Origin of the sequence: Allobosea sp., assembly GCF_051860145.1 — a bacterium.
Taxonomy (GTDB): Bacteria; Pseudomonadota; Alphaproteobacteria; order Rhizobiales; family Beijerinckiaceae; genus Allobosea.
The window spans coordinates 41,903-67,846 of the sequence record NZ_JBHYEM010000011.1; the positions used below are offsets into that span (position 1 = coordinate 41,903).

Below are 25,944 nucleotides of genomic sequence, written 5' to 3' on the forward strand. Positions count from 1 at the left end.
TCCTTTCTCAGACTTGCCAGCGCAGCATGCCTCGCCCCTTCAAGATCGGAGCCGGATAATGCTTGTTCTTCCACAATCCGAATAGTGGCCATTTGGTGCGGTTTCTGCCGTTACGTAAGTATTTCAGCAGAGAGACGACATCCTTGTCCAGTGAGCAATTCTGGGACAATTGAGCCAGAGCATCGGCACAAAGGGGGTACTCCCGTTGCGCAGACTCGACCTCAGCGTTGGGCAGGATCGGCACGCGTCGGTTCCCTTCCCTTTTGTGGGGAAGGGTCAGGATGAGGGGCCGCCTGGTGAGCGGCGGTCGGTCGTTCGCCCCCGCCCTCATTCCCTCCCCACAAGGAGGAAGGACGCCGCCTTACTCCGCCGCTTCGGCCGTGGCCGCTCCCGTCCAGCCGTCGAGATGTTCCTTCGCCCGCGCCGTCAGCGCCTGCTTGCGGGCGAGGCTCTTGGCCGGCCCCTTCAGGCGCTTGCCGTCGGGCCCGATCTTCGGTGTGCCCTCGATATGCGGGAACAGGCCGAAATTGATGTTCATCGGCTGGAACGAGCGCGGACCCTCGTCGATCGTGACGATATGGCCGCCGGTGATGTGGTTGACGAGCGCGCCGAGCGCCGTCGTCGCTGGCGGCAGCTCCAGGGATCGGCCAAGCCGCTCGGCGGCGGCGAGGCGGCCGGTCAAGAGGCCAATGGCGGCGCTCTCGACATAGCCCTCGCAGCCGGTGATCTGGCCGGCGAAGCGCAGGCGCGGATCGGCCTTCAGGCGCAATGACGGGTCGAGCAGCTTTGGCGAGTTGAGATAGGTGTTGCGGTGGATGCCGCCGAGCCTGGCGAACTCGGCGTTCTGCAGGCCGGGGATCATCCGGAAGATCGCGGCCTGCTCGCCATATTTCAGCTTGGTCTGGAAGCCGGTCATGTTGAACAGGGTGCCGAGCGCGTTGTCCTGGCGCAGCTGCACGACCGCGTAGGCCTTGACCGTCGGGTTGTGCCTGTTGGTCAGGCCGACCGGCTTCATCGGCCCCCAGCGCAAGGTTTCGCGGCCGCGTTCGGCCATGACCTCGATCGGCAGGCAGCCGTCGAAATAGGGCGTGCCCTCCCATTCCTTGAACTCGGTCTTCTCGGCCGCGAGCAACGCGTCGATGAAGGCCTCGTACTGGTCGCGGTCGAGCGGGCAATTGATGTAGTCGGCGCCGGTGCCGCCGGGCCCGACCTTGTCGTAGCGCGACTGGAACCAGGCCTGGTCCATGTCGACCGAATCGAAATGCACGATGGGGGCGATGGCGTCGAAGAAGGCGAGCTCGCCCTCGCCGGTCAGCGACCGGATGCCCTCCGCCAAAGCCGGCGAGGTGAGGGGGCCCGTCGCGACGATGACATTGTCCCACTCGGCCGGTGGCAGGCCGGCGATCTCGCCACGCGCGATGGTGACGAGCGGATGGGCCTCGAGCGCGGCGGTGACCGCCTGCGAGAAGCCGTCGCGGTCGACCGCGAGCGCGCCGCCGGCCGGAACCTGGTGCGCATCGCCCTTGGCCATGATCAGCGAGCCGAGCCGGCGCATCTCCCAATGGAGCTGGCCGACGGCGTTCGTGGAGGAATCGTCGGAGCGGAAGGAGTTCGAGCAGACCAGCTCCGCCAGCCCCTCGGTCTTGTGCGCGTCGGTGCCGCGGACCGGGCGCATCTCGTGCAGCGTGACCGGCACGCCGGCCCCGGCGATCTGCCAGGCGGCTTCCGAACCGGCGAGACCGCCGCCGACGACATGGACAGGTTTGATGCTCATGCCTGCGATGTGTCCGCAGGCGGGCCGAAGGTCAAGAGAGACGGGCTCCCGGGTGGCCCTGAAACGCAAAATGCCCGCCTGGGAGGAGGCGGGCATTCGCTCTTCGACCGGATCGAGGGGAGGACACGATCCAGGAGAAAGGGTAGGCGCGGACGGTAATCAGGCAGCGTGCGAACGGGCGACGTACTGGATTTCCGAACGCGACAGGCCGAGATCGTCCAGCTCGCGGTCGGTCAGACGCGACAGCTCACGGACGGTTTCACGGTAGCGCAGATAGGCGCGGATCTTGGCGGCGATCATGGTGACGAACATTGATTTAGCTCCTGGGTGCCGGGGTCATTTCTGGCCCGACAACGATGAATTCGTTGTGCACTGCATATAAGGGAAGCAGGCTGCCGATTGCAGGGGCAGTTCATCAATTCCGTTATGCGATTGGCGCATGACGATTTAACCGGGTCTTTACATTTCTGCCACGCCCCGCGCTGCACGCTTAAGATTTCATAAACCTTGATGGCGGTTATGGTGAATTTTTAATCAGAATGGATTGCGTCTTACGCCGATCGTTTGGGTGTGGCGCTCAATTAGGCGAAATGGCCTGCTCCGCCATGCGCGCCTGACTCGAATCGACGGAAGGCGTCATTCGCCCGTTTTCCAAGCTGATTGCGCAACTGCGTCAAGGATTATGTTGCGCTGCCGCATTCCTGCCACCGCATCGCCTTTCACCTTACCGTCGTGGCAGGCTGGTAGCCTCGACCGGAGGAGTTTCGCATGCCGCAATCGACGACCGCCTTCGGCTATTGCGAGCGTGGAAGCGACGCCTTCTGGGCCGAGCCGCTCAACGCCGTCAGCAATGGCGCCTTCCTGCTCGCGGCGCTGCTCGGGCTCGCGCTCTATCGGCGCACCGGCCGCCGCGACCTGCCTGCCGCGCTGCTGATCGGCCTGGTCTTCACCATCGGCATCGGCTCCTTCCTGTTCCACACCATGCCGCAGCGCTGGACGCTGCTCGCCGACGTGATCCCGATCCAGCTCTTCGCCTTCTCCTATTTCGGGCTGGCGCTGTGGCGGTTCCTCGGCTTGCGGCCGGTCGTGGCGATCGCCGGCACGCTCGCCTTCCTGGCCGCCTCGCTGGCGCTCTCGGCTGGACTCGCGCCGCTGCTGCCGGCGACGATGCGGGGCTCGGCGGGTTATGCCTCCTTCGTCCTGGCGCTGGTCGGCGTCGCCCTCGCGTTGCGGCGACACGAGGGGAGCAGCGCCAGGGCCGGGCTGATCGGCGCGGCCGGGCTCGTCTTCGCGTTGTCGCTGACGTTCCGCTCGCTCGATCAGGGCCTGTGCCAGGCCCTGCCATCCGGCGTGCATTGGCTCTGGCACCTGCTCAACGCCACGGTGCTCTATCTCCTGCTGCGCGCAGCGATCACGCGTCCGCCGCGGGCCTGAGGCAGGGGATCACGCAGCTGTGACCCTTGCCGGGCGCTCGCGGCTTGGCAGGCCGCCCGGCTTGTCCCACTCTCGCGGCCCCTCTCGCATGTGAGTGTCAGCCATGGTCGCGTCCTCTCCTGCCATCTCCGCCACCAAGCCCGATCTCGAAGGTCTCGACGGCCTTGCACGCGAACCGTTCTCGCGACGCGGTTTCGTCATGACGGGGCTGATGACCGGTTTCACCCTGGCGACCACGGTGGTGCAGGGCCAGACCATCACCACCGACAGCGCCGGGATCGAGGCGGGCGAGGTGCAGATCCCGACCGCCGACGGGATGATGCCGGGCTATCGCGCCATGCCGAGCGGGGCAGGGCCGTTCCCGATCGTTCTCGTCATCGAAGAGATCTTTGGTGTCCACGAATATATCAAGGACATCTGCCGGCGGCTCGCCAAGGCCGGCTATTGCGCGGTCGCACCCGAGCTCTATGCCCGGCTCGGCGACCTCTCGAAGATGACCGACGTGCAGGTGATCATCCGGGACGTGATCTCCAAGGCGCCCGACGCGCAAATGCTGTCCGATCTCGACGACGCGGCGAAATGGGCCGCCGCGAGCTCGAAGGGCGATGCCGCCAAGCTCGGCGTCACCGGGTTCTGCCGTGGCGGCCGCAACACCTGGCTCTATGCGGCGCATAACCCGGCGGTGAAGGCCGCCGTTGCCTGGTACGGCCCGCTCGGCGGCAATCGCAGCGACATCCAGCCGAAGACGGCGGCCGACCTGGTCGGCGAGCTGAAGGCCCCGGTGCTCGGCCTCTATGGCGCGGCCGATACGGGCATCCCGGTCGCCGATGTCGAGAAGCAGCGCGACGCGGCCAAGGCGGCGGGCAAAACCGTCGAGGTCATGATCTATCCCGACACGCCGCATGGCTTTCACGCCGATTACCGGCCGAGCTACCGCAAGCAGCAGGCCGAGGATGGCTGGGCCAGGATGCTGGCCTGGTTCAAGAGCCACGGCGTCGCCTGACGGACGTCAGCCTTCGGGAACGCATGGCAAGCCCGTCACCGGGAATGTGGCGGCGCGGGGCGTTGTCATGGCAGAGTTCCTGCCGGCCACGACGATGTGGCAGGCAAGGGGGCGACCATCATGACGACCACGGGGCTCGATCGCTGGCTCGAGCAGAATCATGCCGAATTGACGGCGATCCGGCAGGATATCCACGCTCATCCCGAACTCGGCCTCGAGGAGCATCGCACCGCCGCGCTGGTCGCAGCCAAGCTGCGTGAATGGGGCGTCGAGGTCACCGAAGGCGTGGGCGGCACGGGCGTCGTCGGCGTGGTGCGCGGCCGCCGGCCCGGCCAGGGCGCGATCGGCCTGCGCGCCGACATGGACGCGCTCGCGCTCAACGAGGAGACCGGGCTGCCCTACGCCTCGCAGAATCCCGGCCGCATGCATGCCTGCGGCCATGACGGCCACACCACCATGCTGCTCGGCGCTGCGAAGTACCTCGCGGCGAACCCGGATTTCGCCGGCAGCGTCGTCCTGATCTTCCAGCCGGCGGAGGAGGGCCGCGGCGGCGCCGTGGCGATGCTGCAGGACAAGCTGTTCGAGCGCTTTCCCTGCGACGCGATCTACGGCCTGCACAATTCACCCGGCATGGCGGCCTCGTCCTTCGGGACCTGCAACGGGCCGATGCTGGCGGCGGCCGACAGTTGGCAGGTGATCTTCCGCGGCGTCGGCGGGCATGGCGGCTCGCAGCCGCATCTCTCGACCGACATCACCTATGCCCAGGCCCATTTCGTCCTCGGCCTGCAGGGCATCGTCGGGCGCAATGTCGCGCCGCTGGACACCTGCGTCATCAGCGTCGGCTATGTCCATGCCGGCTCGCAGGAGGCCTCGAACGTCGTCCCGTCGGAACTGGTGATCGGCGGCACGGCCCGGACCTATTCCAGCGAGGTGCGCGAGCTGGTCGAGCGGCGTATCGCCGAACTGGCGCGGGCGACGGCGCAGGCCTGGGGCTGCTCGGCCGAGCCGTCCTACCGGCGCGGGCCGAGCGCCTTGCTCAATCGCCCGGAGCAGGTCTCGGTCGGGATCGCCGCCGCCACGGCCTCGGTCGGCGCCGCGCAGGTCAATGGCGCGATCCGCCCGGGGACCGGTGGCGAGGATTTTGCCGAGATGATGCAGATCAAGCCCGGCGCCTTCATGCGGATCGGCAATGGCGTCGAGGCCGACGGCTCCTTCAAGGGGCTGCACACCCCGCTCTTCAACTTCAACGACGCGATCATTCCCGACGGCGTGCGCTACTGGGTGAATGTCGTGAACGAGGAGCTCGGGGCGGATCTAAGGGCGGTCGCGGCCTGAGGGCGATCACGCTCGCCGGTTCCGCCGATCGAGGTGGCTCACGGGAACGCGTCCGGACATGTCAGCCGGACGCAGTTTTCCTTTGCGCGACATGCTTGAAGCGATGGTCGACGCGCTCGCTGGTCGACGAAGAGCGCGGCTCGGGCCGGCCGGCCTGCGCCAGCCTGATGGCCGCCTTGACCGGCAAGTGGTCTGAGGCGAACTGCGCTAGAGGCGTGTCGTGCACCTCGATATGGGAGACCAGATTCTGCGGGTTCGCCATGATGCGGTCGAGGGACCAGACCGGAAAGCGCGTCGGAAAGCTCGCGACCGCACCTTCGAGCGGCCCAAAACTCGGGTCGAGCGCCTGCAACGACGAGCGCCTGCCGAGCCGCCATTCGTTGAAGTCGCCCATCAGCACGGCCGGGCGCGCATCCCCGGCCTCGGCGGCCGTCAGGATGGCGCGGACCTGACGCATGCGCGAGCGATGCAGCAGGCCGAGATGCACGGCGATGACGCGCAGCGGGCCGGCGGCCAGGGTCAGGTCGACGATGACCGCGCCGCGTGGCTCCGCTCCGGGCAGCACGAGCTGCTGGACGCCATCGACCGTGCCATTGCGAAAGAGTACGAGGTTGCCGCGCCAGCCATGGCTGGCGCGCACGCCCTTCAGCGGCACGGCCTTGAGACCGCATTCCTTTTCAAGAGCATGCAGATCGAGCAGGCCCGTGCGTTCGCCGAAGCGCTGGTCGACCTCCTGCAGGGCGACGACATCCGCGTCGATCTCCTTGAGGACCGAAAGCGTCCGCCAGGGATTGAAGCGCCGGTCGCGCCCCACGCATTTGTGGATGTTGTAGGACGCGACGAGCGTGTCGCCGAGGTCCTCGCCGCCATCGCCGTTGGAATAGGCCTTGCGCTGCTGCCGCAATGTCGAGGCCACGAGCGGGCCCAGGGTCTTGAGCCCCGGCGGCACACGACGATTTCGAACCATCAAACGGGATTTCCTGCAGCGCGGAGCGAAGGGCCGCGTCGCGGCCGATTTGTACGAGACGGGTTTGTAATGCAGTCTGCCCGCCCTGTCCCGCTCTTCCCGACGGGTGCTTCGTGAGGCGTTGAACCGGCCTGCGGCCGGGTCCATCTAGCGGGCTGGATTGCGTTCCGCCGGAATCGCAGGCCTTTTCCAGGACGGCGATCGGGCTTCACGACCACCATGATGCGACTGCTTCTGATCATCATTGCGCTTGGCGGCCTGTTCACCCTGGCCTCGGTCATGGCCGCCTATTCCTACGGGCATTTCGCCAGGCGCGCGAAAGGCAAGCCGTCCAGTGCCTTGCCCATCGCCGATGGCGATATGCCCCTCGACCGTGCGGTGTCTCAGCTTGTCGCCGACAGGGGCGGGCAAACCGGGCTCGTCCTTCTGCCCAACAATCTCGACGCCTTTGCGGCAAGGGCGCTGGCCGCCCGCAGCGCCGGCCGCAGCCTCGATCTGATGTATTATTTCTGGAAGACCGATCTCACCGGCAAGCTCCTCGTCCGCGAGGTGATCGCGGCGGCCGACAGGGGCGTGCGGGTGCGGCTCCTGCTGGACGATATCAACACGCGCGGCAAGGACGCGACCTATCTCGCCCTCGACAGCCATCCCAACATCCAGGTGAGGCTGTTCAACCCGAGCCGCGCCCGGCAAGGCGGGCTGCGGCGCGGCATCGAGATGGCCCTGCGCGCGTTCTCGGTCACGCGCCGGATGCACAACAAGGCGTGGATCACCGACGGCCGCGTGGCGATCGTCGGCGGCCGCAATATCGGCAACGAGTATTTCGCCGCCGCCAGGACCGCCAATTTCCGCGATCTCGACGTGCTGCTGCTCGGGGCGGCGCTTGGCGAGACGGAGGCGATCTTCGACGCGTTCTGGAACAGCGACGTGGTGATCCCGATCGGCGCCCTGGTCACCTGGCGCAAACCGAACCTGCCGCGCTTGCGGCACACCCTGTCGGAGCTCGCGGACAGCGCCCTCGCTAAGCCCTATCTGGAGCGGGTGCGAAAGCGCATGTCCGTGTCGGACATCCTTGCTCTCGCCAGCAGGATCCACTGGGCCGATGAGACGAGGATCATCTCGGACCCGCCCGAGAAGGCCGCTGGCGGCAATCGCGAGAACTGGCTCCTGCGCCAATTGATGCCGGCCATCGCTGCGAGCGAGGCGGTGCTGGAGATCACCTCGCCCTATTTCATTCCAGGCGACGAGGGCGTCACCCGCCTTGCCGCCCTGGTCGAGAAGGGGGTCGACGTCGCGATCCTCACCAATTCGCTGGCGGCAACAGATGTGGCCGCCGTTCACGGTGCCTATGCCGGCTACCGCGAGCGCCTGCTGAAGGCGGGCGTGCGGCTTTACGAGCTGCAGCCTTATGCGAGGCGGCAGGAGATCTCGGTGTTCGGTTCGAGCGGCGCGAGCCTCCATACCAAGGCCTTCAGCGTCGACCGGAAGACCGGCTTCGTCGGCTCGTTCAATTTCGACCCGCGCTCGGCATCGCTCAATACCGAGATGGGCGTCCTGTTCGAGCAGGCGGAGCTGGTTTCGGCGATGCATCGCCTGTTCAGATCCGATACGGAACCGCAGGCCAGCTATGAATTGTCGCTCCAGGCCGGCGGGCTGCGCTGGACGGGAGTGCGCGACGGCAAGCTGCAGCAGGCCGCGCGCGAGCCGGATGCCAGCTTTCCGCGCCGGGCGCTTGCCTTCGTGGTCGGCCTGCTGCCGATCCACTCGCAGCTCTAGCCGGCGCCCGGCCGCTCAGTACAGCCGCAACCGGTAGGCCTCTTCGAGATTGGCCTCGGCTTCGGCCACGCCGATCGCCTTGGTCTGTTCGGCGACGATGCGGCCGAGCGAGGGGAAGCTGTGGCGCTCGACCTGCACGGCCGGGTCCCAGATCTTCGAGCGGATCAGCGCCTTGCCGCAATGGAAGAAGACCTCATCGATCGCGACGACGAGGCCGGTGACCGGCGTGCGCTCCTGCACGGTCGAGGGTTCGAGCAGGGCGGGATCGCGCGTGACCTGCGCCCTGCCGTTGACCCGCAAGGTCTCGGCGATGCCCGGCACCATGAAGAGCAGGCCGACGCCCGGCGAGGCCAGGAGATTGCCGAAGGTGTCGACCCGGTTATTGCCGCGCCGGTCGGGGATGAGCAGCGTGCTGTCGTCGAGGATGCGGACGAAACCCGGCGCATCGCCGCGCGGGCTGGCATCGGCCCGGCCGTCGGCATCGCTGCTGGCGACGACGACGAAGGGCGAGAGCGCGATGAAATCGCGGCAGAACTGGTCGAGGCGCGTCAGCAGCTTGCGCTCGGCAATCGGATTGACCGGGCCGATATGGCTGCGCAGCTCGGCCGCATCGTCGATGAGCACCGCGTCGTTCGTCGTCACCGTCATGAGGGACCTCTCTCCGGGTCGCATCGCCTCGCGCCATCGGCCTGACCAGCCCGAGCTGCAGGTGGCGCGGCCTCAAATTAGCGCCCGATTCTCGCCGGCGCCACCGCCGATCTGCCGCAATGGCAGGAACCCTCTCCCGGCAAGCAACGTTCGTTCCGAAAGCGGAGTCTCTCCAGGAGCTGACCATGGTCAAGGCCTTCCATGTCTTCACGCTTCTGCTGGTTGCGGTCGCGATGGCGCTGTCGCTCGCCCATGCGCTCGAACTGCCCGGCAAGCTGCGCCTCTCGCGCGAGGCCTATATCGGCGTGCAGGCGATCTATTATCCCGGCTTCACCTTCGGCGGCGCGGCCGAGCCCCTCGGCATCATCGCGCTCATCATCCTCGCCTGGCTGATGCGCTCCAGCGGCCCGGCCCTCTGGTGGATCGTCGCGGCGCTGGTGCTGCTCGCAGCGGCGCATCTGGTCTATTGGCTGTTCACCCATCCGGTGAACGGCTTCTGGCTCAAGGATACCGAGCTCGGCCAGTTCGGCAGCACCTTCTTCTCGCTGCCATCGGGCGACGATGCCCGCAGCTGGACCCGCCTGCGCGACATTTGGGAATATTCCCATGTCGCCCGGGCCGTGCTGGCGATGGGCAGTTTTTTGGCGGCTGCGATCGCGCTCGCGATCTGACATCCGTCGATCAATCGCCTTCGCGCAGCGTCCTGGCGACGGCCTTCTGCCGGTCGAACTCGGCCCGCCGGCGCGCGATCTCCTCAGCGGGGATGCGTTCGAGATTGTTGTAGTCGAGCTTCCAGTCGGGATTGGCGCTCCAGACCAGCGGCGACTGCACGGTGGTGCGTCCCGCCGGCGCCGTTTCCAGGACGGCCAAGGCCAGCTCCAGTGTCGCCGCTTGCGAGGTGGCGTCCTTCGGCCGGCCGGCGGCGTTGCCGAGCGGGAAGTCCGAGAAGAGCAGGCGCGGCACGCCGACATATTCGACGATGTCCCTGGCGCAGCCCATCACAACGGTCGCGATCCCGTTCGCCTCGAGGTGGCGTGCGGCGAGGCTGACGCTCTGGTGGCAGACCGGGCAATTGGGCACGAGGATCGCGGCGTCGATCTTGTCCTCTCGGCAGCGCGCCAGCAGCTCGGGACAATCGATCTCGAGCGTCGTGCGCTGGCTGCGATTGGTCGGCAGGCCGTGGAAGCGTGGCGCGAGCGAGCCGATCCGGCCGCGAGCCGCCGCGCGGCGCAATGCGGGCAGGGGGAAATAGCTGCCCGGATCCTCGGCCGTGGTGTGCTGGCGGTCGATCGCGACATGGGCGATGCGCAGGTCGTGGTCCTGCGCGGCATCGCCCGAATAGACCGCGTAGAACTTGGCCGCGGCGTTGTAGGGCGCGCCCGGACCCTGATCGCCCTTGTCCGGCTGATAGGGCGCGGCGGTGGTGACGAGCGCGACGCGGCACTGCGCCAGCGGCTTCAGCAAGGGCTGGAACGGCACCTCAGCATAATGCGCCCATTCATAGGGCGCGCCGTAGCCGAGCGCGGCATAGTACTCGCGGATGCGCTGCATGTACGGGATCGGCGCGTCGTGTGGCGGCGCGAAATCGAGCCCGTCCGGCATCAGCGCGGCTCCTCGCTGGCTGGTCCGATGCGCTCCAGCACCGCGCGCCATTGCGCGTCACCGACCATGATGCCGAAGCGCTCGGCCAGCACGGCGCGCAGCGCGTCGTCGCTTTCGATCTCCTCCTGCTGCGAGGGACCGTCGAGCGCATGCACCGACAGCCGCCGCTCGCGCAGGGTCGTCCGGCCCTGCGGCAACACGCGGGCGACGCCGAGCGCCTTGGTGAAATGCGAGGCCGGATGGGTCGCGACATAGTGGTTGGCGAGCGTGTCGTCGATCGGCCAGGTCGCGTCGAGCGTGAAGCGGTAGAGCAGGCGCCATTCGCCGGCGACGTTTGCGCGCAGCCACCAGGCCTCGTCGCGGTGGTCGAGCCGATAGGGCTCGTGCGGCGTCGGCTGCACGAGATCGGGCACGAGCCGCATCGGCCCGGTCAGGACCTGGCCGCCGAAGCCGACATCGACGATCAGGTCCTGCCCCTCGCAGGTCAGGCGCAGGATCTTGTGGGTGCGCGCGACTTGCGCATCCTCGGGCTGGTTGAAGAGGACGCGGCCGGAGAGCGGCGTCACCGCGAAGCCGAAGGCGGTCAGCGCCGCCTGGAACAGCGTGTTGTGCTCGAAGCAATAGCCGCCGCGCGGCGAGCGGACGAGTTTTTCCACCAGCGAGGCCAGGTCGAGCTTCGGCGTCAGCCCGGCGAGGGGATCGAGGTTCTCGAAGGGGATCGCCTGCGGATGCAGGAGCTGCAGCGCGTTCAGCGCCGCCCGCGTCGGCGCGACCGGGCCGTCATAGCCGATGCGGGCGAGATAGGCGGAGAGGTCGGAGGAGGAAAGGGGCACGCTGGCCTCGCGTGGTCGATGCTGCCGAGCGGTTTCCTCGCGCCTGCGGGCCGGATTGTAAAGGGGCGGGGCGCCGTCCAATGCGCGTCATGCTCGGGCTTGACCCGAGCATCTCAGGCAGGACGAGACTCTAGATCGCCGTGCGTCCTATCGGACGCAAGGTGGCGATCTACTCTTTGTTTCAGCATCGGATTTTTCCGAAAAGTGGATTCCACTTTTCGGTCCGATGCTCCAACCAGCGCCTCTCTCGTCCTGAGATTCCCGGGGCTCCGCCCGGGAATGACGGCAGGCGTCAGCTGCAGCTCTCCAGCAAGCGCGAGGCGGCTGTCACGCCGGCGAGCGAGAAGCTGTAGCTGGTCTCGTTGCCGCGGGCCGAGCGCGCCGCCAGCACCATCTCGTCGCCGGCCTTCATCGCCGCGAGCAGCTCGCCCTCGCGCTCCAGCCGCTGCAGCCAGGCATTATGGCCCGAGGTCAGCATGCGAAAGGTCTCGTCGCCGATGGTGACCTCGACGGTCGAATCCTTGGCGAAATCATAGCCGGTCTGGAAGCTCGACTCGGTGCGATGCTGCGTACCCTCGCTGGTCTGGACGAAGAAGAACACGTCGCCATGGCGCAAGGTCCCAGGTTTCTCCGCCGTCGGCACCGAGGCGATATAGCAACGCTGGCTATTGCCCTCGCCATAGGAGGCGGCGTTCCAGTGGTTGAACTGGCCCAGCGGCTTGGCCGGGCTGGCCTCAGCCATGCCGGTGGCAACGAGAAGTGTGCAGGCCGCGGACAGCGCCAGTCTGATCATCGGTTCATCTCCTGTTAGCATTGCTAGGGATGAAAGCTCGAGACTTAACGAGGCGTAAACAAGGCCCGGAGAATGCCGTGCGACGGAAGGGCGCGGGGGAGTGATCAACCCCCTTCTCCCCTCGGGGGAGAAGGTCCCGGCAGGGGGATGAGGGCGGTGCGACCGGGTGCGCCATCCTTCCCTCATCCGACCCGGCTTCGCCGGGCCACCTTCTCCCCCGGAGGGGAGAAGGAAGGGCGCACGCCAAATCCCCGCCCGCAGGCCTGCCTGCGGGCGATCAAAAGAATACGGGGCTGGCGGAGCGCCGCGAGGCGCGTGGTATCGATCCGCGTCCATTGAGCCAGGATGCGGCGCGGATGAATTGAGCCACCATCCGCACGCCCCGTGGCGCTCCGCCTTCGGCGTTCTTCAAGACTCCGGGCCGCGCTTCTCGGAAGCCGGGTTCGCGGGCTCTCGGCCTTAAGCGCCAGTGCGGCTCATCGCCTTGTCGCGCCCTCGGCCGCAAGCCGGTTCCGCCGGCCTCTTTCCTAGCGAGCTCCTCGCACAGGGATCGTAGTGTCCCCAGGGCGGTGCCCCGAAGCCTCCCGGGAGCGGGGCGTAACTCCCGCCCGCAGGCGCCGACCCTCACCCAGCCTCTGGCATACCTCCGGACGGCCGCCCCGTTTGGGTGATGGGCGAGGGGATTGTAGCGCAGGGTCGGAGGGGCGGGGATAAGTTGCTTTGCCTGACGTTTGGTACTTGCCCTAGGGGACTCTGCTTTGCGGCGGTTTGATATGGTCAACGCGCAGCGAAGGCATACGTAAATCTGAGCGCGAGTGAGGTATCTCTCATTAACCCTTCGGTTGCAAACGCGAGTAATAATCATAACAATTCAGGAGCCTTGTCTGATTCCGTTGGCAGCGGAGCTCTAATCGGTGCGCTCGCAATTGGAACTGGCCTTCGCAAGCACGGCGCTCCGCCAGATATGCGAAAGCCGATCAAAAGCGGCCGCCCTGCTCGGGGATGCCGTTGCTGATGCTTTGATGACACGCCTAGCCGACATCGAGGCGGCGGATTCATTGACTGAACTCGTTTGGGTCCCTGTCAAATTGCAGCCTAGCGGAACGGCTATCATCGAGTTCTATCGAGGTTGCGGCCTCACGGTCGTTGCAAACCACAACAATAATCCGCAAGACGACGGTGGCATCATAAGGTGGGACGCCGTTGAACGCATAAAGATCACGGACATTGAGCGCCCATGACCGTTGCTGCTCACTTTCAGCCTGATTGGGCGGTAGCGCCCGGCGCGACGATACGCGACATGCTCTCTGCCCGGCGTCTCACCAGTGACGACCTGTGTGCTGCAACCGATCTGTCCATTGACCAGGCAGACAACCTGCTTTCAGGGAAGCTGCCAATCAGTGAGCCGCTAGCGGAAATGCTTGCTGAGGCCGTGGGCGGGAGTCGGCAGTTCTGGCTCAAGCGGGAATCTTTATACCGGTTTCGCCTGTCCCAAATCCGCGCGGACCAGAACGAAAGCGCCCAGACGAACTTTTTCAAGCAGCTTCCGTTGCGCGATATGAAAGCTTTTGGCTGGCTTGATCCATACGCCGGTATGTCACGCGAAAATGCGATCCTTGCCTTCTTTCGCGATAGCGGCGGCGATTGGCAATCCAACGGGCTGGGCATGGCGAACGCCGTTGCGTTCAGAATGTCGACAGCGCATGAGACAAATCCAGCTGCCGTGGCCGCTTGGCTGCGGCAGGGCGTAATCGAGTCTGACGGAGTCCCGTGCGCCCCGTGGGATAGAGACGCTCTTCTCGCTGCAATTCCAAATATCCGCACGCTAACGCGGCTTAAAGACCCCCAGAAATTTTTCGCGTGTCTCGTCCAGATTGGACGTCAGTGTGGCGTGGCGTTTGTGTTCGCGAGGACCCCAAAAGGATGCTCTGCGAGCGGCGCGACCCATTTTGTGTCCAAAACAAAGGCGGTTGTTCAACTGAGTTTCCGATACCGCTCAGACGATCACTTTTGGTTCACGCTCTTCCATGAGATTGGGCATTTGATACTACATGGTGAAAGCCATCTCTTCCTCGAAGGCGCATCGCAAATTGCGTCCCATGACGAAGCCGAAGCCAACGAGTTTGCCGCGAATACACTAGTTCCTCCCGACGCTAGGAACGAGTTCATTCATATTAGGCAGAAGTTTAGCCTTGTAATGCGGTTCGCTAAAAGAGTGGGGGTGTCCCCCGGTATCGTCGTTGGTCAAATGCAAAAAGCTGGCATACTCAGGCATGATCAAATGAATTTCCTCAAGATTAGATACAACTGGCACCAGTTCGAGGAACTATCCTCTAAACGGTAGATATCTCTGGGGTGATTTTTGCCAGTTGCATAGGGAGTCCTCCATAACCTGCATCCCCAAATCCAGCGCCTGCCCCAATGTGACGACTTTGTCTGAAAGAACGCGGGCTGGAATTTTGGCGCTCGGATCTCCTTGAAATAGCAATTTCGCACCGAAAAGCGGCCCGCTTGCTCCGTTGAGATAGGGGCAAGGTGGTTCAATGTCGGCAATGCCTAGTTTGCCGAGCATCGTGAGCAAGTCGAATTTCGCAGTTCGTCCAAACTGGACTATCGTAGAAGATCGATACAGGGCGTCGAATAGCTGGAATCTATCGCCATTCGTATCACCCGTTTTATCGGCGATGAATTGTGCGAATCCTCGGTTTGCGCCAATCCAAAATATGTAACTATCGATAGTATCAGCCAAGTTATTTTGAGAATCTGGCCTCAAGCTCTCATATTTTCTGTGGTTTCCAAATGGAATTCCTCCAATACGTTCTGAATTCTCTTGAAACCATCGCCGAAATTCGTTTTGATTTGTGCTTGTCCTAAGCCACGTCCACTTCGGCCCCTCGCCCAGAGCCCCATAGACACGACGGGTAAGCTCCCACCGATGGCGAACGTGATAGCCGAAGTGAGTGGCAAGAAAGACCAGCCATCCAGCCTCATCGAGATCTCCTGCCTCTCTGTACAGAAATGCAGCTCTGATAGGGTCAAAAAGATCGTGCGCGGGGTCTAGGCGGCGTTGGTCGATGGGGCGCTCGCCAAGCCGCCGAACGAACTCGATTCGATGAAGACTATCGATCATCTGCCGCACGAGGCTCGATAGCGCATCTGGATGAGCGATTCCGGGAAGACGGTCCACGTTCGCCGAGAAAGCCTGCAAACCTTCCGAGATGCGCTTTGCTCGTTCAATGTCTTTTTGCCTCACTGGGCTGCCCTCTCCACGTCACCGCTCTCTGTCAACAGAACCAATTGCGCAGGACCTGCTTTAGGGGGCGCGATACGGCGGCGGATGTAGGTTGAGTAGAAAGGTGATGACATTGCTCTTCGAATATCAGCCACTTGCCGTAGCCCAGCCTCATCCCGAGAAGGCATGCCTTTTGTGATGGCGAAGATCGCCAACAAACGGACCAAATCGAGCCAATATGGATCAAGATCGGACGCTTTTTGAAGAGCGTCTTCAACTGCATTCCTTCTGTTTACCCGCAGATCGGACTCGATCTGTATAATCTTTAGAATAGAAGGCCAGGGATCAGAATCGGGCATAGCAGGCATTTCTTTTGTCGCTTGAACGCCTTCGTTCAAATACTTTCTTACTTTAGTTAGATCATTATTGTATACATGAAGGCTTCCGACCATGTGTTTATAAACCCCAAGACCAAGCCCTAGGTCGCGCGAAAGAATTTCCTGAATCATTGTGAATGCAAAAATATCATGGGAAAGGCCCATAAACGCATCGTTTGATCTCATTGAAACGATCAAATTTAACAGGCCGTCTCTTATTATAAACTGCATATTACAAGTACATGGCACATCTTTATAATTTCTCCGAATGTCACGTTGGTCAAATATTTGTATTACAGCCTGCCTGGACCATGGCTTTGATCTTAGTGTTGATCTTATTAAGTCGTATTGTGTTCGCGCGCCACCAAATATTCGCGGGCCATATGCGCCGCGCACCGAACCATCTCTTTCGGCGAATTCCCTATACATTGGAATATAGTACTCGATGCTCTCGACTCTGTCTGATCCAGACAGGTACCAAATTAGCTCCCCAAGGCCGCTAAATGCGTTTCCCTTCGCGTCCGTTCGACTAAGCCTCGTCCTAGGCTGCGACAGCTCCAAAACGACGCCCGCTAGCTCGATATTCGGCCCCTTCGTTGCATTGACATGGGTCTTGCTCTTGAGAACGGCCGAGAATGTCTTTGCCAGTAGGTCGTCTAGAGTTCGCGCTTTGAGATACATGATGATGCGGCTCGATCGCTGGAGATTCTCGGCGTGCAGTATCCAGACATTGCACGCATTGCGCATTACGCAAATGCCCGCCGTCGTTGCAATTGCCGAATCTCACTCTGGATCAGATAAGTGTCCGCGCTTCCCAGTATTCGAATGTCTGCTACTGGTGCTTTCCTAACGCCTACTCCGCCGCCTGCCGCGCCCCTTTCCCCTTCAATGGCCTTCTCTCCAGCACCTCCTTGAGGAACCTTGCGGTGTGGCCCTTGCCGATCCGCACGATATCCTCCGGCGTGCCTTGCGCCACCACTTCGCCGCCGCCGTCGCCGCCTTCCGGCCCCAGGTCGAGGATCCAGTCGGCGGTCTTGATGACCTCGAGGTTGTGCTCGATCACCACCACCGTGTTGCCCTGCTCGACCAGCTCGTGCAGCACCTCCATCAGCTTGGCGACGTCGTGGAAATGCAGGCCGGTGGTCGGCTCGTCCAGGATGTAGAGCGTGCGGCCGGTGGCGCGCTTGGAGAGCTCCTTGGAGAGCTTGACGCGCTGCGCCTCGCCGCCTGACAGGGTCGTCGCCTGCTGGCCGACATGGACATAGCCGAGCCCGACGCGGGCCAGCGTCTCCATCTTGTCGCGGATCGAGGGCACGGCCTTGAACAGGGTGCGGGCCTCCTCGACCGACATGTCGAGCACATCGGCGATCGACTTGTCGCGGTATTTCACCTCGAGCGTCTCGCGGTCGTAGCGCTTGCCCTTGCAGACGTCGCAGGTGACGTAGACGTCGGGCAGGAAGTGCATCTCGATCTTGATGACGCCGTCGCCCTGGCAGGCTTCGCAGCGGCCACCCTTGACGTTGAACGAAAAGCGGCCGGGCTGGTATCCGCGCGCCTTGGCTTCCGGCAGGCCGGCGAACCATTCGCGGATCGGCGTGAAGGCGCCGGTATAGGTCGCGGGGTTCGAGCGCGGCGTGCGGCCGATCGGCGACTGGTCGATGTCGATGACCTTGTCGAGATGCTCCATGCCCTCGATGCGCTCATGCGGGGCAGGGTGCTCGATCGAGCCGTTGAGCTTGCGCGCCACCGCCTTGTAGAGCGTGTCGATCACCAGCGTCGACTTGCCGCCGCCTGAGACGCCGGTGATGCAGGTGAAGAGCCCGAGCGGGATCTCGACCGAGACGTCCTTGAGGTTGTTGCCGCGGGCGCCGACGATTTTCAGCGCGCGGCCCCTGGTGGGCTTGCGGCGCTTGGCCGGGATCGCGACGCTCATCTCGCCGGTGAGGTATTTGCCGGTGAGCGAGTTCGGGTCGTCCAGAATGTCCTGCGGCGTGCCCTTGGCGACGATCTCGCCGCCATGGATGCCGGCGCCGGGGCCGACATCGACGACATAGTCGGCGGTCATGATCGCGTCCTCGTCATGCTCCACGACGATGACGGTGTTGCCGAGGTCGCGCAGGCGCCGGAGCGTGCCGAGCAGGCGCTCGTTGTCGCGCTGGTGCAGGCCGATCGAGGGCTCGTCCAGCACATAGAGCACGCCGGTCAGGCCCGAGCCGATCTGCGAGGCGAGGCGGATGCGCTGGCTCTCGCCGCCCGAGAGCGTGCGCGAGCCGCGCGCCAGCGTTAGGTATTCCAGCCCGACATCGAGCAGGAAGGTCAGCCGGTCGCGGATCTCCTTGAGGATGCGGACCGCGATCTCGTTCTGCTTGGCGTTGAGATGGCGCGGCAGCTCGGAGACCCAGGCGAGCGCGTCCTTCACCGAAAGCCGCGAGACCTCGCCGATATGCCGGGCGGCGATCTTCACCGCCAGCGCCTCGGGCTTCAGCCGGAAGCCATCGCAGGCGGCGCAGGGGGTCTCGGACATGAAGCGGCCGATCTCCTCGCGGGCCCAGTCGCTCTCGGTCTCCTTCCAGCGCCGCTCCATATTGGTGATGACGCCCTCGAAGGGTTTTTTCACCTCATAGGCGCGCAGTCCGTCGTTGTAGGCCATGCGCACGGGTTCCTGGCCTGTGCCGAACAGGATGGCGTCGCGGGCGCTCTGCGGCAGCTCGGACCAGGGTTTGGTCATCGAGAAGCCGAAATGCCGGGCGAGCGCCTCCAGCGTCTGGCCGTAATAGGGCGAGGTCGACTTGGCCCAGGGCGCGATCGCGCCCTTCTTCAGGCTGAGCGAATCGTCCGGCACGATCATGTTCGGGTCGATGCGCATCTCGTGGCCAAGACCGTCACAGGTCGGGCAGGCGCCGAAGGGATTGTTGAATGAAAAGAGCCGGGGCTCGATCTCGGGAATGGTGAAGCCGGAGACCGGGCAGGCGAATTTCGAGGAGAAGGTGACGCGCTTGGCCTCGCCGTTCTCCTCTTTCTCGTCGGCATATTCGAAGACGGCGATGCCGTCGGCGAGGTCGAGCGCCTGCTCGAGCGAGTCGGCGAGGCGGGCGCCGAGATCGGGGCGGATGACGATGCGGTCGACCACCACGTCGATGTCGTGCTTGAACTTCTTGTCGAGCGCCGGCGCATCCGGGATCTCGTAGAACTCGCCATTGACCTTGACGCGCTGGAAGCCGCGCTTCAGCCAATCGGCCAGCTCCTTGCGGAACTCGCCCTTGCGGCCGCGCACGACCGGCGCCAGCAAATAGCCGCGAGTCTTCTCCGGCAGCTCGATCAGCCGGTCGACCATCTGCTGCACGGTCTGGCTCTCGATCGGCAGGCCGGTCACTGGGGAATAGGGCACGCCGGCCCGCGCCCAGAGCAGGCGCATATAGTCGTGGATCTCGGTGACGGTGCCGACGGTCGAGCGCGGGTTCTTCGAGGTCGTCTTCTGCTCGATCGAGATCGCCGGAGAGAGCCCGTCGATCTGGTCGACATCGGGCTTCTGCATCATCTCGAGGAACTGGCGGGCATAGGCCGAGAGGCTCTCGACATAGCGACGCTGACCTTCCGCATAGATCGTGTCGAAGGCGAGCGACGACTTGCCGGAGCCCGACAGGCCGGTGAAGACCACGAGCTTGTCGCGCGGAATCGCGAGGTCGATGTTCTTCAGATTGTGCTCGCGCGCGCCGCGCACGGAGATGACGCGCGCGTTCGGGTCGGCCGCGCGGTTGCGGTCGAACATGTCCTCGAGCGAGGCGGCTTGTTCAGCAAGGGTCGTCTTGCGGGCCATGGGGCGTCCGTTCGGATGAAGGCGTAGAGATAGGGCAAATGCCGGGCCATGCCAGCCTCGCGGCGGTCTGGCGGACATGATTACCACGCAGCCGGACCAAGCTGCTGTCTTTCTCCTGACAATCAGCGTCAGGAGTAGCGCGGCAGGGAGCCGCAAAGATGACGCCGGGGACGCGGCGCTATTCTTCGGCTGCGGTGTCCAGAGGCGCGGGCCGCGCGAAGCGCAGCTTCAGCATGAGCGCCGCTGCCAGCATCGCGCAGGCGAGCGCGACCGAGAGGCTGAGCGCCCCGATCTCGCCATAGCGGCGGATGACGAGCGCATAGACGATGGGGGCGGTGGCGGAGAGGATGAAGCTCGGCGCCAGCAGCTTGCCGACGAAGGCGCCGTAGCTGGCATGGTCGAACAGGACCAGCGGCAGCGTCCCGCGGGTGATGGTCAAGAGGCCGTTGCCGGCGCCATAGCCGAAGACGAAGGCCAGCGCGATCCATGGCGACAGCCCGGCGAACAGGCTGCCGAGAAAGCAGACCGGCAGCAGCAGGCAGGCGAGGACATTGAGGGTCAGCGGCGGCAGGCGCCGGCCGAACAGGACCTCGCAGAGCCGCGCCAGTGATTGCCCGATGCCCTGCGCCGTGGCGATCCAGACCGAAACGGAAGCGGCGATCCCCAGGCCCGCGAGAATGCCGATCATATGGGCCGACATCCCGGCATTCAGGAAGTTCGCCAGCGTGGTGAGCGTCGCGTAGAGGATGCCGCCGGTCACGACATCGCTGCGGCTGACGGCGAGCGGACGCAGTTCCGGCACCGAGGCCGAGGGCTCTGGCCGGACATAGCGGCTGCTCGGCAGCGCCCGGTGCAGCGGGATGGTGAGCAGCGCGAAGCCGGCATAGGCAATGAGCGCGCCGCGCCAGCCGAGAAACTCCGCGAGCAGATGGCCGAGTGGCCAGAACACGGTGGAGGCCAGTCCGCCGAGCAATGTGATCTGGGCGATCGGCCGCCGCGCTCCGGGGCCGCCGATGCGCGCGAGCGCCGCGAAGGCGGCGTCATAGAGCGACAGCCGCATCGAGAGGCCGAGGCAGAGCCAGGCGGCATAATAGGCTGGAACGGAATGGGACAGGGCGAGGCCGACGCAGCCGACCGCATTCAGCAGCGCGCCCGCCGTCATCACGCGAACGCCGCCATGGCGATCGATCAGGCGGCCGGCGAGCGGCGAGGTCAGGCCCATGACGATCAGCGCGGCCGAGAGGCCGCCATAGACGATGGCGCGCGACCAGCCGAGCTCCCCGATGATGAGAGGTCCGAAGCTGCCGATCAGATAATAGGTGATGCCCCAGGAAATCAGCTGCGACAGGCCGAGACAGACGATCGTACGAGGCGGAATCACGGCAAGGCCTTGGATGGGGCAGGGCGAGCCGGAGACTCGGACCGCGCCAGCGGACGAATGATGGTGCTCCGTTTCCGGCGATAAAAGAAGCTTTTGAATTTTATGCGCAGCATGAGAAATTCTTTGGTATGCGCGACCTCAATCTCGACCATCTCCGCAGCTTCTGCGACGTCATCGCGCTCGGCAGCTTCTCGGCCGCGGCCGAGAAGCTGGGCCTGAGCCAGCCGGCGGTGAGCCTGCAGATCCGCCAGCTCGAACGTCGACTTGGCGTGACCCTGATCGAGCGCGTCGGGCGCCGGGCAAAGCCAACGGCCGCAGGCGCCGAGCTTCTCGGCCATGCCGGGCAAATCGAGGCGGCGGTCTCGGCTGCCCTCGACGGGGTGGCGCGGCATGCGACGGGTGCCATGGGGCGGGTGCGGCTCGGCACGGGCGCGACGGCCTGCATCTTCCTGCTGCCGCCGATCCTGCGCGACCTGCGCCAGCGCTTCCCGACGCTCGAGATCACCGTCAGCACCGGAAACACCAGCGATATCGTCAAGGCGGTCGACGAGAACCTGATCGATGTCGGGTTGGTCTCGCTGCCCGCCTCGGGCCGTATCCTCGAGATCACGCCGGTCCTCGACGACGAATTCGTGGTGATCGCACCGCCGGAAATGGCGCTGCCGGCCCGCGTCACGGCGGCGGCGCTGGCGAGCCTGCCGGTGCTGCTGTTCGAGCCCGGCGGCAATACGCGCCGGATCGCCGATGAATGGTTCGCGCGCAGCGGCGTCAGCCTGAAGCCGGTCATGTCGCTCGGCAGCGTCGAGGCGATCAAGGAGCTGGTCGGCGCGGGCCTCGGTTGCGCCGTGCTGCCGGGCATGGCGGTGCGGACGGCGAAGGACCGGGGCGCGCTCGCGGTCCGTCCGCTCTCGCCGCGGCTTCACCGCAAGCTCGCCGTCGTCATTCGCCGCGACAAGCCGCTGCATCGCGGCCTGCGGGAGACCGTCAAGGCGCTGAAGGCGCTGGCTGATGCCGGTCGCTTGGCGGAGGTTGTGGACTGAAGCGTAGCCGCCACAAATCGGCCGCATCGCCGCTTATCCTCGGCAGGATGAGCATGTTCACGCGCATCGTCGCCTCGACGCTGTTCCGAAATCGCTGAGGCGGGGCCGACGGCCCCGGCGCTCACGCGCCTCCAGCTTCTTCCGATTTCCCGGCTTCGCCTGCCTTTCTGGCAGAGCGGGAGCCTGTGCTCAGGTGAATCCACCATGCCTCATATCGATGCCGCGCGCGCGCTCAGCGACGCGCAGATCCAGCATTTCATCGAAAACGGCTTCGTTAAGATCGACGCCGCCTTTCCGCGCGAACTTGCGGAGCAGGGCCGCGCGATCCTCTGGCGCGACAGCGGCTGCGACCCGGACGATCCGGCGAGCTGGGCGAAGCCGGTGATCCGACTCGGACATTATGCCGATGCGCCGTTCCGCGCGGCCGGCAATACGCCAATCCTGCACGCGGCCTATGACCGGCTCGTCGGGCCGGGGCGCTGGCGCAAGCCCGGCGCGCTCGGCACCTTCCCGGTCCGCTTCCCGTCGCCGGACGACCCGGGCGATGCCGGCTGGCATGTCGATGTCAGCTTCGGGCTGGAGAATCTCGACTTCCTGTCCTGGCGGGCCAATGTCCGCTCGAAGGGCAGGGCGCTCCTGATGCTATTCCTGTTCTCCGATGTCGGGGAACGCGACGCTCCGACGCGCATCCGCATCGGCTCTCATCGCGAGATCGCGCGGCAGCTCGCGCCGGCGGGCGAGGAGGGGCTGTCGCTGCGGGAGCTGGCGGCGAACGGCTTCGACGAGACGGCGGATTGCCCGGAGGTCGCGGCGGTGGGCGAGGCCGGCACCGTCTATCTCTGCCACCCATTCCTGGTGCATTCGGCGCAGTCGCATCGCGGGACGCGGCCGCGCTTCATGGCCCAGCCGCCGCTGCTGCCGGCCGAACCACTGGTGTTGGAGCGGGCGGATGGCGCCCATTCGCCGGTCGAGCAGGCGATCAGGCTGGCGCTGCGCTGAAGAGTGACGGCTCGGCTTCCGCTTGCCAGCCGCAGGGTCTAAGAGCCTCGCGACGAAGCCGAATGGCGAGGGCGAGCCTGTCATGATCGAAGCGGAACTCCGCAAACTCACCATCCTGCCGCCGGCGGGGCCGCTGCGCGGGCGGGTGACGCCACCCGGCTCGAAATCGATCACCAACCGGGCCCTGCTGGTGGCGGCGCTGGCCAAGGGCACGAGCCGGCTCTCCGGCGCGCTGAAGAGCGACGACACCCGCTACATGGCGCAAGCGCTCAGGGCGATGGGCGTCGCCGTCGAGGAGCCGGATGCAACCAGCTTCGTCGTCACCGGCGAAGGGCGCCTGCGCGCGCCGGCCGGGCCGCTCTTCCTCGGCAATGCCGGCACCGCGACGCGCTTCCTCACCGCCGCGGCGGCGCTGGTCGAGGGCCGCGTCGTCGTCGATGGCGACGAGCACATGCGCAAGCGGCCGATCGCGCCGCTGGTCGTGGCGCTGCGTGCGCTCGGTGTCGCGGCGGAGGCACTGACCGGCTGCCCGCCGGTGACGATCGCGGGGCAGGGCGGGCTCAATGGCGGCCGGGTCGAGGTCGATGCCGGCCTCTCCAGCCAATATGTCTCGGCCCTGCTGATGGCGGGCGCCTGCGGGCGCAGGCGGGTCGAGGTCGCGCTCACCGGCCAGGGCAGCGGCGAGATCGGCGCGCGCGGCTATGTCGACCTGACGCTGGCGACGATGGCCGCCTTCGGCGCCGAGGTCTCGCAGCCGGATGCGGCGACCTGGCGGATCGAGCCGACCGGATATCGCGCCGCCGACTACCTGATCGAGCCTGACGCCTCGGCCGCGACCTATCTCTGGGCGGCGGAGGTGTTGACCGGCGGCGCGATCGACCTCGGCGTGCCGGCGGGGGCCTTCACCCAGCCCGACGCGAGGGCGCATGCGCTGATCGCCGCCTTCCCGCATCTGCCGGCCGAGATCGACGGCTCACAGATGCAGGACGCCGTGCCGACGCTCGCCGTGCTCGCTGCCTTCAACGAGACGCCAGTGCGCTTCACCGGCATCGCCAATTTGCGCGTCAAGGAATGCGACCGGGTGGCGGCGCTGGCCCAGGGCCTGGCGCGGATCAGGCCGGGGCTCGGGACCGAGGAAGGCGACGACCTCCTCGTCGCCTCCGACCCTTCGCTCGCCGGCCGGACCCTGCCGGCCGAGATCGACAGCTTCGCCGACCACCGCATCGCGATGAGCTTTGCGCTGGCGGGCCTGAAGATCGGCGGGATCACCATTCTCGATCCCGGCTGCGTGGCCAAGACCTATCCGGACTACTGGCGCGCGCTGGGATCGCTCGGGGTGAGGTTCGAGGGCGAGCTGCCGTGAGACACCGGGCACTGCCGTCATTGCGAGGAGCGTAAGCTCCGAAGCAATCCAGGGGGAGTGCGCGAACCTCCTGGATTGCTTCGCTGCGCTCGCAATGACGGGAGCCGACTGAGCCCACATTATCACGGGGACAACTCCCGCTTTTGCGCTTGAACAAAACAGGAACATCGTTGATAGTGCCGCCGTCGGGCGCTAGGGTCCGGCTCCGGTCGCCGATCGGATTTGCAGATGTGCGCAGGAAATGGAGCCTCTCATGGCTGGTAGCGTCAACAAGGTCATTCTGGTCGGCAATCTCGGGCGCGATCCCGAGGTGCGTCGCCTCGGCAGCGGCGAGCCGGTCGTTAATCTGCGGATCGCCACCTCCGAGAGCTGGCGCGACAAGCAGACCGGCGAGCGCAAGGAGAAGACCGAGTGGCACTCGGTCGTGATCTTCAACGAGAATCTCGCGAAGATCGCCGAGCAGTATCTGAAGAAGGGCTCGAAGATCTATGTCGAGGGCCAGCTCCAGACCCGCAAATGGCAGGACCAGTCCGGCGTCGAGAAATACACGACCGAGATCGTGCTGCAGCGCTTCCGCGGCGAGTTGACCATTCTCGACAGCCGCGGCCAGGGCGGCTCGGACGAATATGGCGAGGGCGGCGGCGCGGTCGAGGATCGCTCCGGCGGCGGCTCCTTCGGGCGCTCGAGCCCGATGGGCGGTGGCGGCGGTTCGCGCCAGCCCCAGCCGGCGACATCGGGTGGCGGACGCTCGTCGAGCACCAACCTCGACGACGATATTCCGTTCTAGGGCGAGACGTTTCCGTCATCGCGAGGAGCGTCAGCGACGACGCGATCCAGGGCGTGGAGCGAGACCTCCTGGATTGCTTCGCTGCGCTCGCAATGACGGGTGGACGGACAGACTAGCCAAACCGTCATTCCGGGGCAGGCCGCAGGCCTGAGCCCGGAACCCAGAACCGCTGACGCTGATCGGAGGCCGCTGTGCCTGTCCGGTGAGGCCAGTGTTTCTGGGTTCCGGGCTCGCTGCTGCGCAGCGCCCCGGAATGACAGTTTGACCTCGCCGTCAACCGCGATGAGCGGCTTCGATCTTGGCGATGTCGATCTTGCTCATCTTCATCATCGCCTGCATCACCCGGCCGGCCTTCACCGGATCCGGGTCGGAGTTCAGTTCCAGCAGGATCCGCGGCGTGACCTGCCAGGAGACGCCGAAGCGGTCCTTGAGCCAGCCGCACTGGCTGTGCTTGCCGCCGCCCTCGACCAGCTTCTCCCAGTAGTAGTCGACCTCGGCCTGATCGCCGCATTCGATCAGGAAGGAGACCGCTTCGTTGAACCTGAAATGCGGCCCGCCATTCATCGCGATGAACTCCACGCCGTCGAGCTCGAAGGAGGCGGTGAGCACGCTGCCCTGCGGCGCCGGCCCGGCATCGCCGCAACGCATGACCTTGCCGGCCTTCGCCTTCTTGAAGACCGAGACATAGAAGGCGACGGCCTCTTCGGCCTGGTTGTCGAACCACAGGAATGGGGTGATCTTCTGCATGACGTCCTCCGGTTGGGATGCGGCCGAGCCGACGGG

Annotated in this window: 23 protein-coding genes; 10 read left to right on the forward strand and 13 right to left on the reverse strand. The window is 65.3% G+C overall.

The features are described 5' to 3' along the window. Positions 1-7: 7 nt before the first annotated feature. The 3 genes from ACTIF2_RS17920 to ACTIF2_RS17930 all read right to left on the reverse strand — a co-directional run bounded on the left by ACTIF2_RS17920 (position 8) and on the right by ACTIF2_RS17930 (position 2,086). On the reverse strand, positions 8-244 hold the full coding sequence (locus ACTIF2_RS17920) for a hypothetical protein (protein ID WP_439498462.1): 237 nt from the start codon (positions 242-244) through the stop codon (positions 8-10). Between the two features lie 117 nt (positions 245-361). Next, the gene (gene trmFO, locus ACTIF2_RS17925; RefSeq protein WP_439498463.1) at positions 362-1,774 is read right to left on the reverse strand and encodes a methylenetetrahydrofolate--tRNA-(uracil(54)-C(5))-methyltransferase (FADH(2)-oxidizing) TrmFO; all 1,413 of its coding nucleotides are present in this window, start codon (positions 1,772-1,774) and stop codon (positions 362-364) included. A gap of 159 nt (positions 1,775-1,933) precedes the next feature. Next, entirely contained in the window at positions 1,934-2,086 is a 153-nt protein-coding gene (locus ACTIF2_RS17930; RefSeq protein ID WP_113515780.1) for a DUF1127 domain-containing protein, read from the reverse strand. Positions 2,087-2,542: 456 nt separating this feature from the next. On the opposite strand from ACTIF2_RS17930, the gene ACTIF2_RS17935 reads away from it, so the two are divergent. The 3 genes from ACTIF2_RS17935 to ACTIF2_RS17945 all read left to right on the forward strand — a co-directional run bounded on the left by ACTIF2_RS17935 (position 2,543) and on the right by ACTIF2_RS17945 (position 5,546). Next, positions 2,543-3,208, forward strand: coding sequence for a ceramidase domain-containing protein (locus ACTIF2_RS17935; RefSeq protein WP_439498464.1), 666 nt, complete (start codon positions 2,543-2,545; stop codon positions 3,206-3,208). A gap of 124 nt (positions 3,209-3,332) precedes the next feature. Continuing rightward, a complete protein-coding gene (locus tag ACTIF2_RS17940) occupies positions 3,333-4,211 on the forward strand; it encodes a dienelactone hydrolase family protein (protein WP_439498561.1) in 879 nt (292 codons plus the stop codon). Positions 4,212-4,331: 120 nt separating this feature from the next. Continuing rightward, entirely contained in the window at positions 4,332-5,546 is a 1,215-nt protein-coding gene (locus tag ACTIF2_RS17945) for an amidohydrolase (RefSeq protein ID WP_439498465.1), read from the forward strand. Positions 5,547-5,607: 61 nt separating this feature from the next. Here the strand turns inward: ACTIF2_RS17945 and ACTIF2_RS17950 are convergent, their stop codons facing one another. Beyond that, positions 5,608-6,513: an endonuclease/exonuclease/phosphatase family protein gene (locus ACTIF2_RS17950; protein ID WP_439498466.1), complete on the reverse strand. Its 906-nt coding sequence runs from the start codon at positions 6,511-6,513 to the stop codon at positions 5,608-5,610. Positions 6,514-6,735: 222 nt separating this feature from the next. Here ACTIF2_RS17950 and ACTIF2_RS17955 point away from each other — a divergent pair, with 222 nt between their 5' ends. After that, entirely contained in the window at positions 6,736-8,289 is a 1,554-nt protein-coding gene (locus tag ACTIF2_RS17955; RefSeq protein ID WP_439498562.1) for a phospholipase D family protein, read from the forward strand. 15 nt (positions 8,290-8,304) lie between these two features. Here ACTIF2_RS17955 and ACTIF2_RS17960 read toward each other — a convergent pair whose 3' ends face one another. Then, positions 8,305-8,937 carry a pyridoxamine 5'-phosphate oxidase family protein gene (locus ACTIF2_RS17960; protein ID WP_439498467.1) on the reverse strand — a complete coding sequence of 211 codons (633 nt, stop codon included), beginning with the start codon at positions 8,935-8,937 and terminating at the stop codon, positions 8,305-8,307. A 185-nt stretch (positions 8,938-9,122) separates the two neighbouring features. Here ACTIF2_RS17960 and ACTIF2_RS17965 point away from each other — a divergent pair, with 185 nt between their 5' ends. After that, positions 9,123-9,608: an anthrone oxygenase family protein gene (locus tag ACTIF2_RS17965; protein WP_439498468.1), complete on the forward strand. Its 486-nt coding sequence runs from the start codon at positions 9,123-9,125 to the stop codon at positions 9,606-9,608. Between the two features lie 10 nt (positions 9,609-9,618). On the opposite strand, the gene ACTIF2_RS17970 is transcribed toward ACTIF2_RS17965, so the two are convergent. From ACTIF2_RS17970 to ACTIF2_RS17980, 3 genes are all read right to left on the reverse strand, one after another. Further along, a complete protein-coding gene (locus tag ACTIF2_RS17970) occupies positions 9,619-10,539 on the reverse strand; it encodes a glycine/sarcosine/betaine reductase selenoprotein B family protein (RefSeq protein WP_439498469.1) in 921 nt (306 codons plus the stop codon). After that, a complete protein-coding gene (locus ACTIF2_RS17975) occupies positions 10,539-11,372 on the reverse strand; it encodes an arylamine N-acetyltransferase family protein (protein ID WP_439498470.1) in 834 nt (277 codons plus the stop codon). The genes ACTIF2_RS17970 and ACTIF2_RS17975 overlap by 1 nt, the downstream gene beginning before the upstream one ends. 292 nt (positions 11,373-11,664) lie before the next feature. Further along, positions 11,665-12,165, reverse strand: coding sequence for an invasion associated locus B family protein (locus ACTIF2_RS17980; RefSeq protein WP_439498471.1), 501 nt, complete (start codon positions 12,163-12,165; stop codon positions 11,665-11,667). 1,237 nt (positions 12,166-13,402) lie between these two features. On the opposite strand from ACTIF2_RS17980, the gene ACTIF2_RS17985 reads away from it, so the two are divergent. Beyond that, complete coding sequence (locus ACTIF2_RS17985) at positions 13,403-14,509, forward strand: ImmA/IrrE family metallo-endopeptidase (protein WP_439498472.1); 1,107 nt, start codon at positions 13,403-13,405, stop codon at positions 14,507-14,509. On the opposite strand, the gene ACTIF2_RS17990 is transcribed toward ACTIF2_RS17985, so the two are convergent. From ACTIF2_RS17990 to ACTIF2_RS18005, 4 genes are all read right to left on the reverse strand, one after another. After that, on the reverse strand, positions 14,492-15,418 hold the full coding sequence (locus ACTIF2_RS17990) for an alpha-glutamyl/putrescinyl thymine pyrophosphorylase clade 3 protein (RefSeq protein WP_439498473.1): 927 nt from the start codon (positions 15,416-15,418) through the stop codon (positions 14,492-14,494). The two genes, ACTIF2_RS17985 and ACTIF2_RS17990, sit on opposite strands and share 18 nt — an antisense overlap. Then, positions 15,415-16,521 carry a thymidylate synthase gene (locus tag ACTIF2_RS17995; protein WP_439498474.1) on the reverse strand — a complete coding sequence of 369 codons (1,107 nt, stop codon included), beginning with the start codon at positions 16,519-16,521 and terminating at the stop codon, positions 15,415-15,417. The genes ACTIF2_RS17990 and ACTIF2_RS17995 overlap by 4 nt, the downstream gene beginning before the upstream one ends. A gap of 106 nt (positions 16,522-16,627) precedes the next feature. After that, the gene (gene uvrA / locus ACTIF2_RS18000) at positions 16,628-19,543 is read right to left on the reverse strand and encodes an excinuclease ABC subunit UvrA (protein ID WP_439498563.1); all 2,916 of its coding nucleotides are present in this window, start codon (positions 19,541-19,543) and stop codon (positions 16,628-16,630) included. A gap of 226 nt (positions 19,544-19,769) precedes the next feature. Then, the gene (locus ACTIF2_RS18005) at positions 19,770-20,972 is read right to left on the reverse strand and encodes an MFS transporter (protein ID WP_439498475.1); all 1,203 of its coding nucleotides are present in this window, start codon (positions 20,970-20,972) and stop codon (positions 19,770-19,772) included. 128 nt (positions 20,973-21,100) lie between these two features. On the opposite strand from ACTIF2_RS18005, the gene ACTIF2_RS18010 reads away from it, so the two are divergent. The 4 genes from ACTIF2_RS18010 (at position 21,101) to ssb (ending at position 25,161) form a co-directional block, all read left to right on the forward strand. Next, a complete protein-coding gene (locus ACTIF2_RS18010; protein WP_439498476.1) occupies positions 21,101-22,012 on the forward strand; it encodes a LysR family transcriptional regulator in 912 nt (303 codons plus the stop codon). Between the two features lie 204 nt (positions 22,013-22,216). Continuing rightward, positions 22,217-23,011, forward strand: a complete 795-nt coding sequence (locus ACTIF2_RS18015; protein ID WP_439498477.1) for a phytanoyl-CoA dioxygenase family protein — start codon at positions 22,217-22,219, stop codon at positions 23,009-23,011. Positions 23,012-23,093: 82 nt separating this feature from the next. Beyond that, the gene (locus ACTIF2_RS18020) at positions 23,094-24,374 is read left to right on the forward strand and encodes a 3-phosphoshikimate 1-carboxyvinyltransferase (RefSeq protein ID WP_439498478.1); all 1,281 of its coding nucleotides are present in this window, start codon (positions 23,094-23,096) and stop codon (positions 24,372-24,374) included. A 253-nt stretch (positions 24,375-24,627) separates the two neighbouring features. Further along, the gene (gene ssb / locus ACTIF2_RS18025) at positions 24,628-25,161 is read left to right on the forward strand and encodes a single-stranded DNA-binding protein (RefSeq protein WP_439498479.1); all 534 of its coding nucleotides are present in this window, start codon (positions 24,628-24,630) and stop codon (positions 25,159-25,161) included. A 273-nt stretch (positions 25,162-25,434) separates the two neighbouring features. On the opposite strand, the gene ACTIF2_RS18030 is transcribed toward ssb, so the two are convergent. Continuing rightward, positions 25,435-25,908: a VOC family protein gene (locus tag ACTIF2_RS18030; RefSeq protein WP_439498480.1), complete on the reverse strand. Its 474-nt coding sequence runs from the start codon at positions 25,906-25,908 to the stop codon at positions 25,435-25,437. Between the last annotated feature and the right edge of the window lie 36 nt (positions 25,909-25,944).

Coding starts and splice junctions, on each gene's coding strand:
- trmFO (WP_439498463.1), bottom strand. CDS start 1,774: ATGAGCATCAAACCTGTCCATGTCGTCGGCGGCGGTCTCGCCGGTTCG.
- ACTIF2_RS17930 (WP_113515780.1), bottom strand. CDS start 2,086: ATGTTCGTCACCATGATCGCCGCCAAGATCCGCGCCTATCTGCGCTAC.
- ACTIF2_RS17935 (WP_439498464.1), top strand. CDS start 2,543: ATGCCGCAATCGACGACCGCCTTCGGCTATTGCGAGCGTGGAAGCGAC.
- ACTIF2_RS17945 (WP_439498465.1), top strand. CDS start 4,332: ATGACGACCACGGGGCTCGATCGCTGGCTCGAGCAGAATCATGCCGAA.
- ACTIF2_RS17950 (WP_439498466.1), bottom strand. CDS start 6,513: ATGGTTCGAAATCGTCGTGTGCCGCCGGGGCTCAAGACCCTGGGCCCG.
- ACTIF2_RS17955 (WP_439498562.1), top strand. CDS start 6,736: ATGCGACTGCTTCTGATCATCATTGCGCTTGGCGGCCTGTTCACCCTG.
- ACTIF2_RS17960 (WP_439498467.1), bottom strand. CDS start 8,937: ATGACGGTGACGACGAACGACGCGGTGCTCATCGACGATGCGGCCGAG.
- ACTIF2_RS17965 (WP_439498468.1), top strand. CDS start 9,123: ATGGTCAAGGCCTTCCATGTCTTCACGCTTCTGCTGGTTGCGGTCGCG.
- ACTIF2_RS17970 (WP_439498469.1), bottom strand. CDS start 10,539: ATGCCGGACGGGCTCGATTTCGCGCCGCCACACGACGCGCCGATCCCG.
- ACTIF2_RS17980 (WP_439498471.1), bottom strand. CDS start 12,165: ATGATCAGACTGGCGCTGTCCGCGGCCTGCACACTTCTCGTTGCCACC.
- ACTIF2_RS17985 (WP_439498472.1), top strand. CDS start 13,403: ATGACCGTTGCTGCTCACTTTCAGCCTGATTGGGCGGTAGCGCCCGGC.
- ACTIF2_RS17995 (WP_439498474.1), bottom strand. CDS start 16,521: ATGCGCAATGCGTGCAATGTCTGGATACTGCACGCCGAGAATCTCCAG.
- uvrA (WP_439498563.1), bottom strand. CDS start 19,543: ATGTTCGACCGCAACCGCGCGGCCGACCCGAACGCGCGCGTCATCTCC.
- ACTIF2_RS18010 (WP_439498476.1), top strand. CDS start 21,101: ATGCGCGACCTCAATCTCGACCATCTCCGCAGCTTCTGCGACGTCATC.
- ACTIF2_RS18015 (WP_439498477.1), top strand. CDS start 22,217: ATGCCTCATATCGATGCCGCGCGCGCGCTCAGCGACGCGCAGATCCAG.
- ACTIF2_RS18020 (WP_439498478.1), top strand. CDS start 23,094: ATGATCGAAGCGGAACTCCGCAAACTCACCATCCTGCCGCCGGCGGGG.
- ssb (WP_439498479.1), top strand. CDS start 24,628: ATGGCTGGTAGCGTCAACAAGGTCATTCTGGTCGGCAATCTCGGGCGC.
- ACTIF2_RS18030 (WP_439498480.1), bottom strand. CDS start 25,908: ATGCAGAAGATCACCCCATTCCTGTGGTTCGACAACCAGGCCGAAGAG.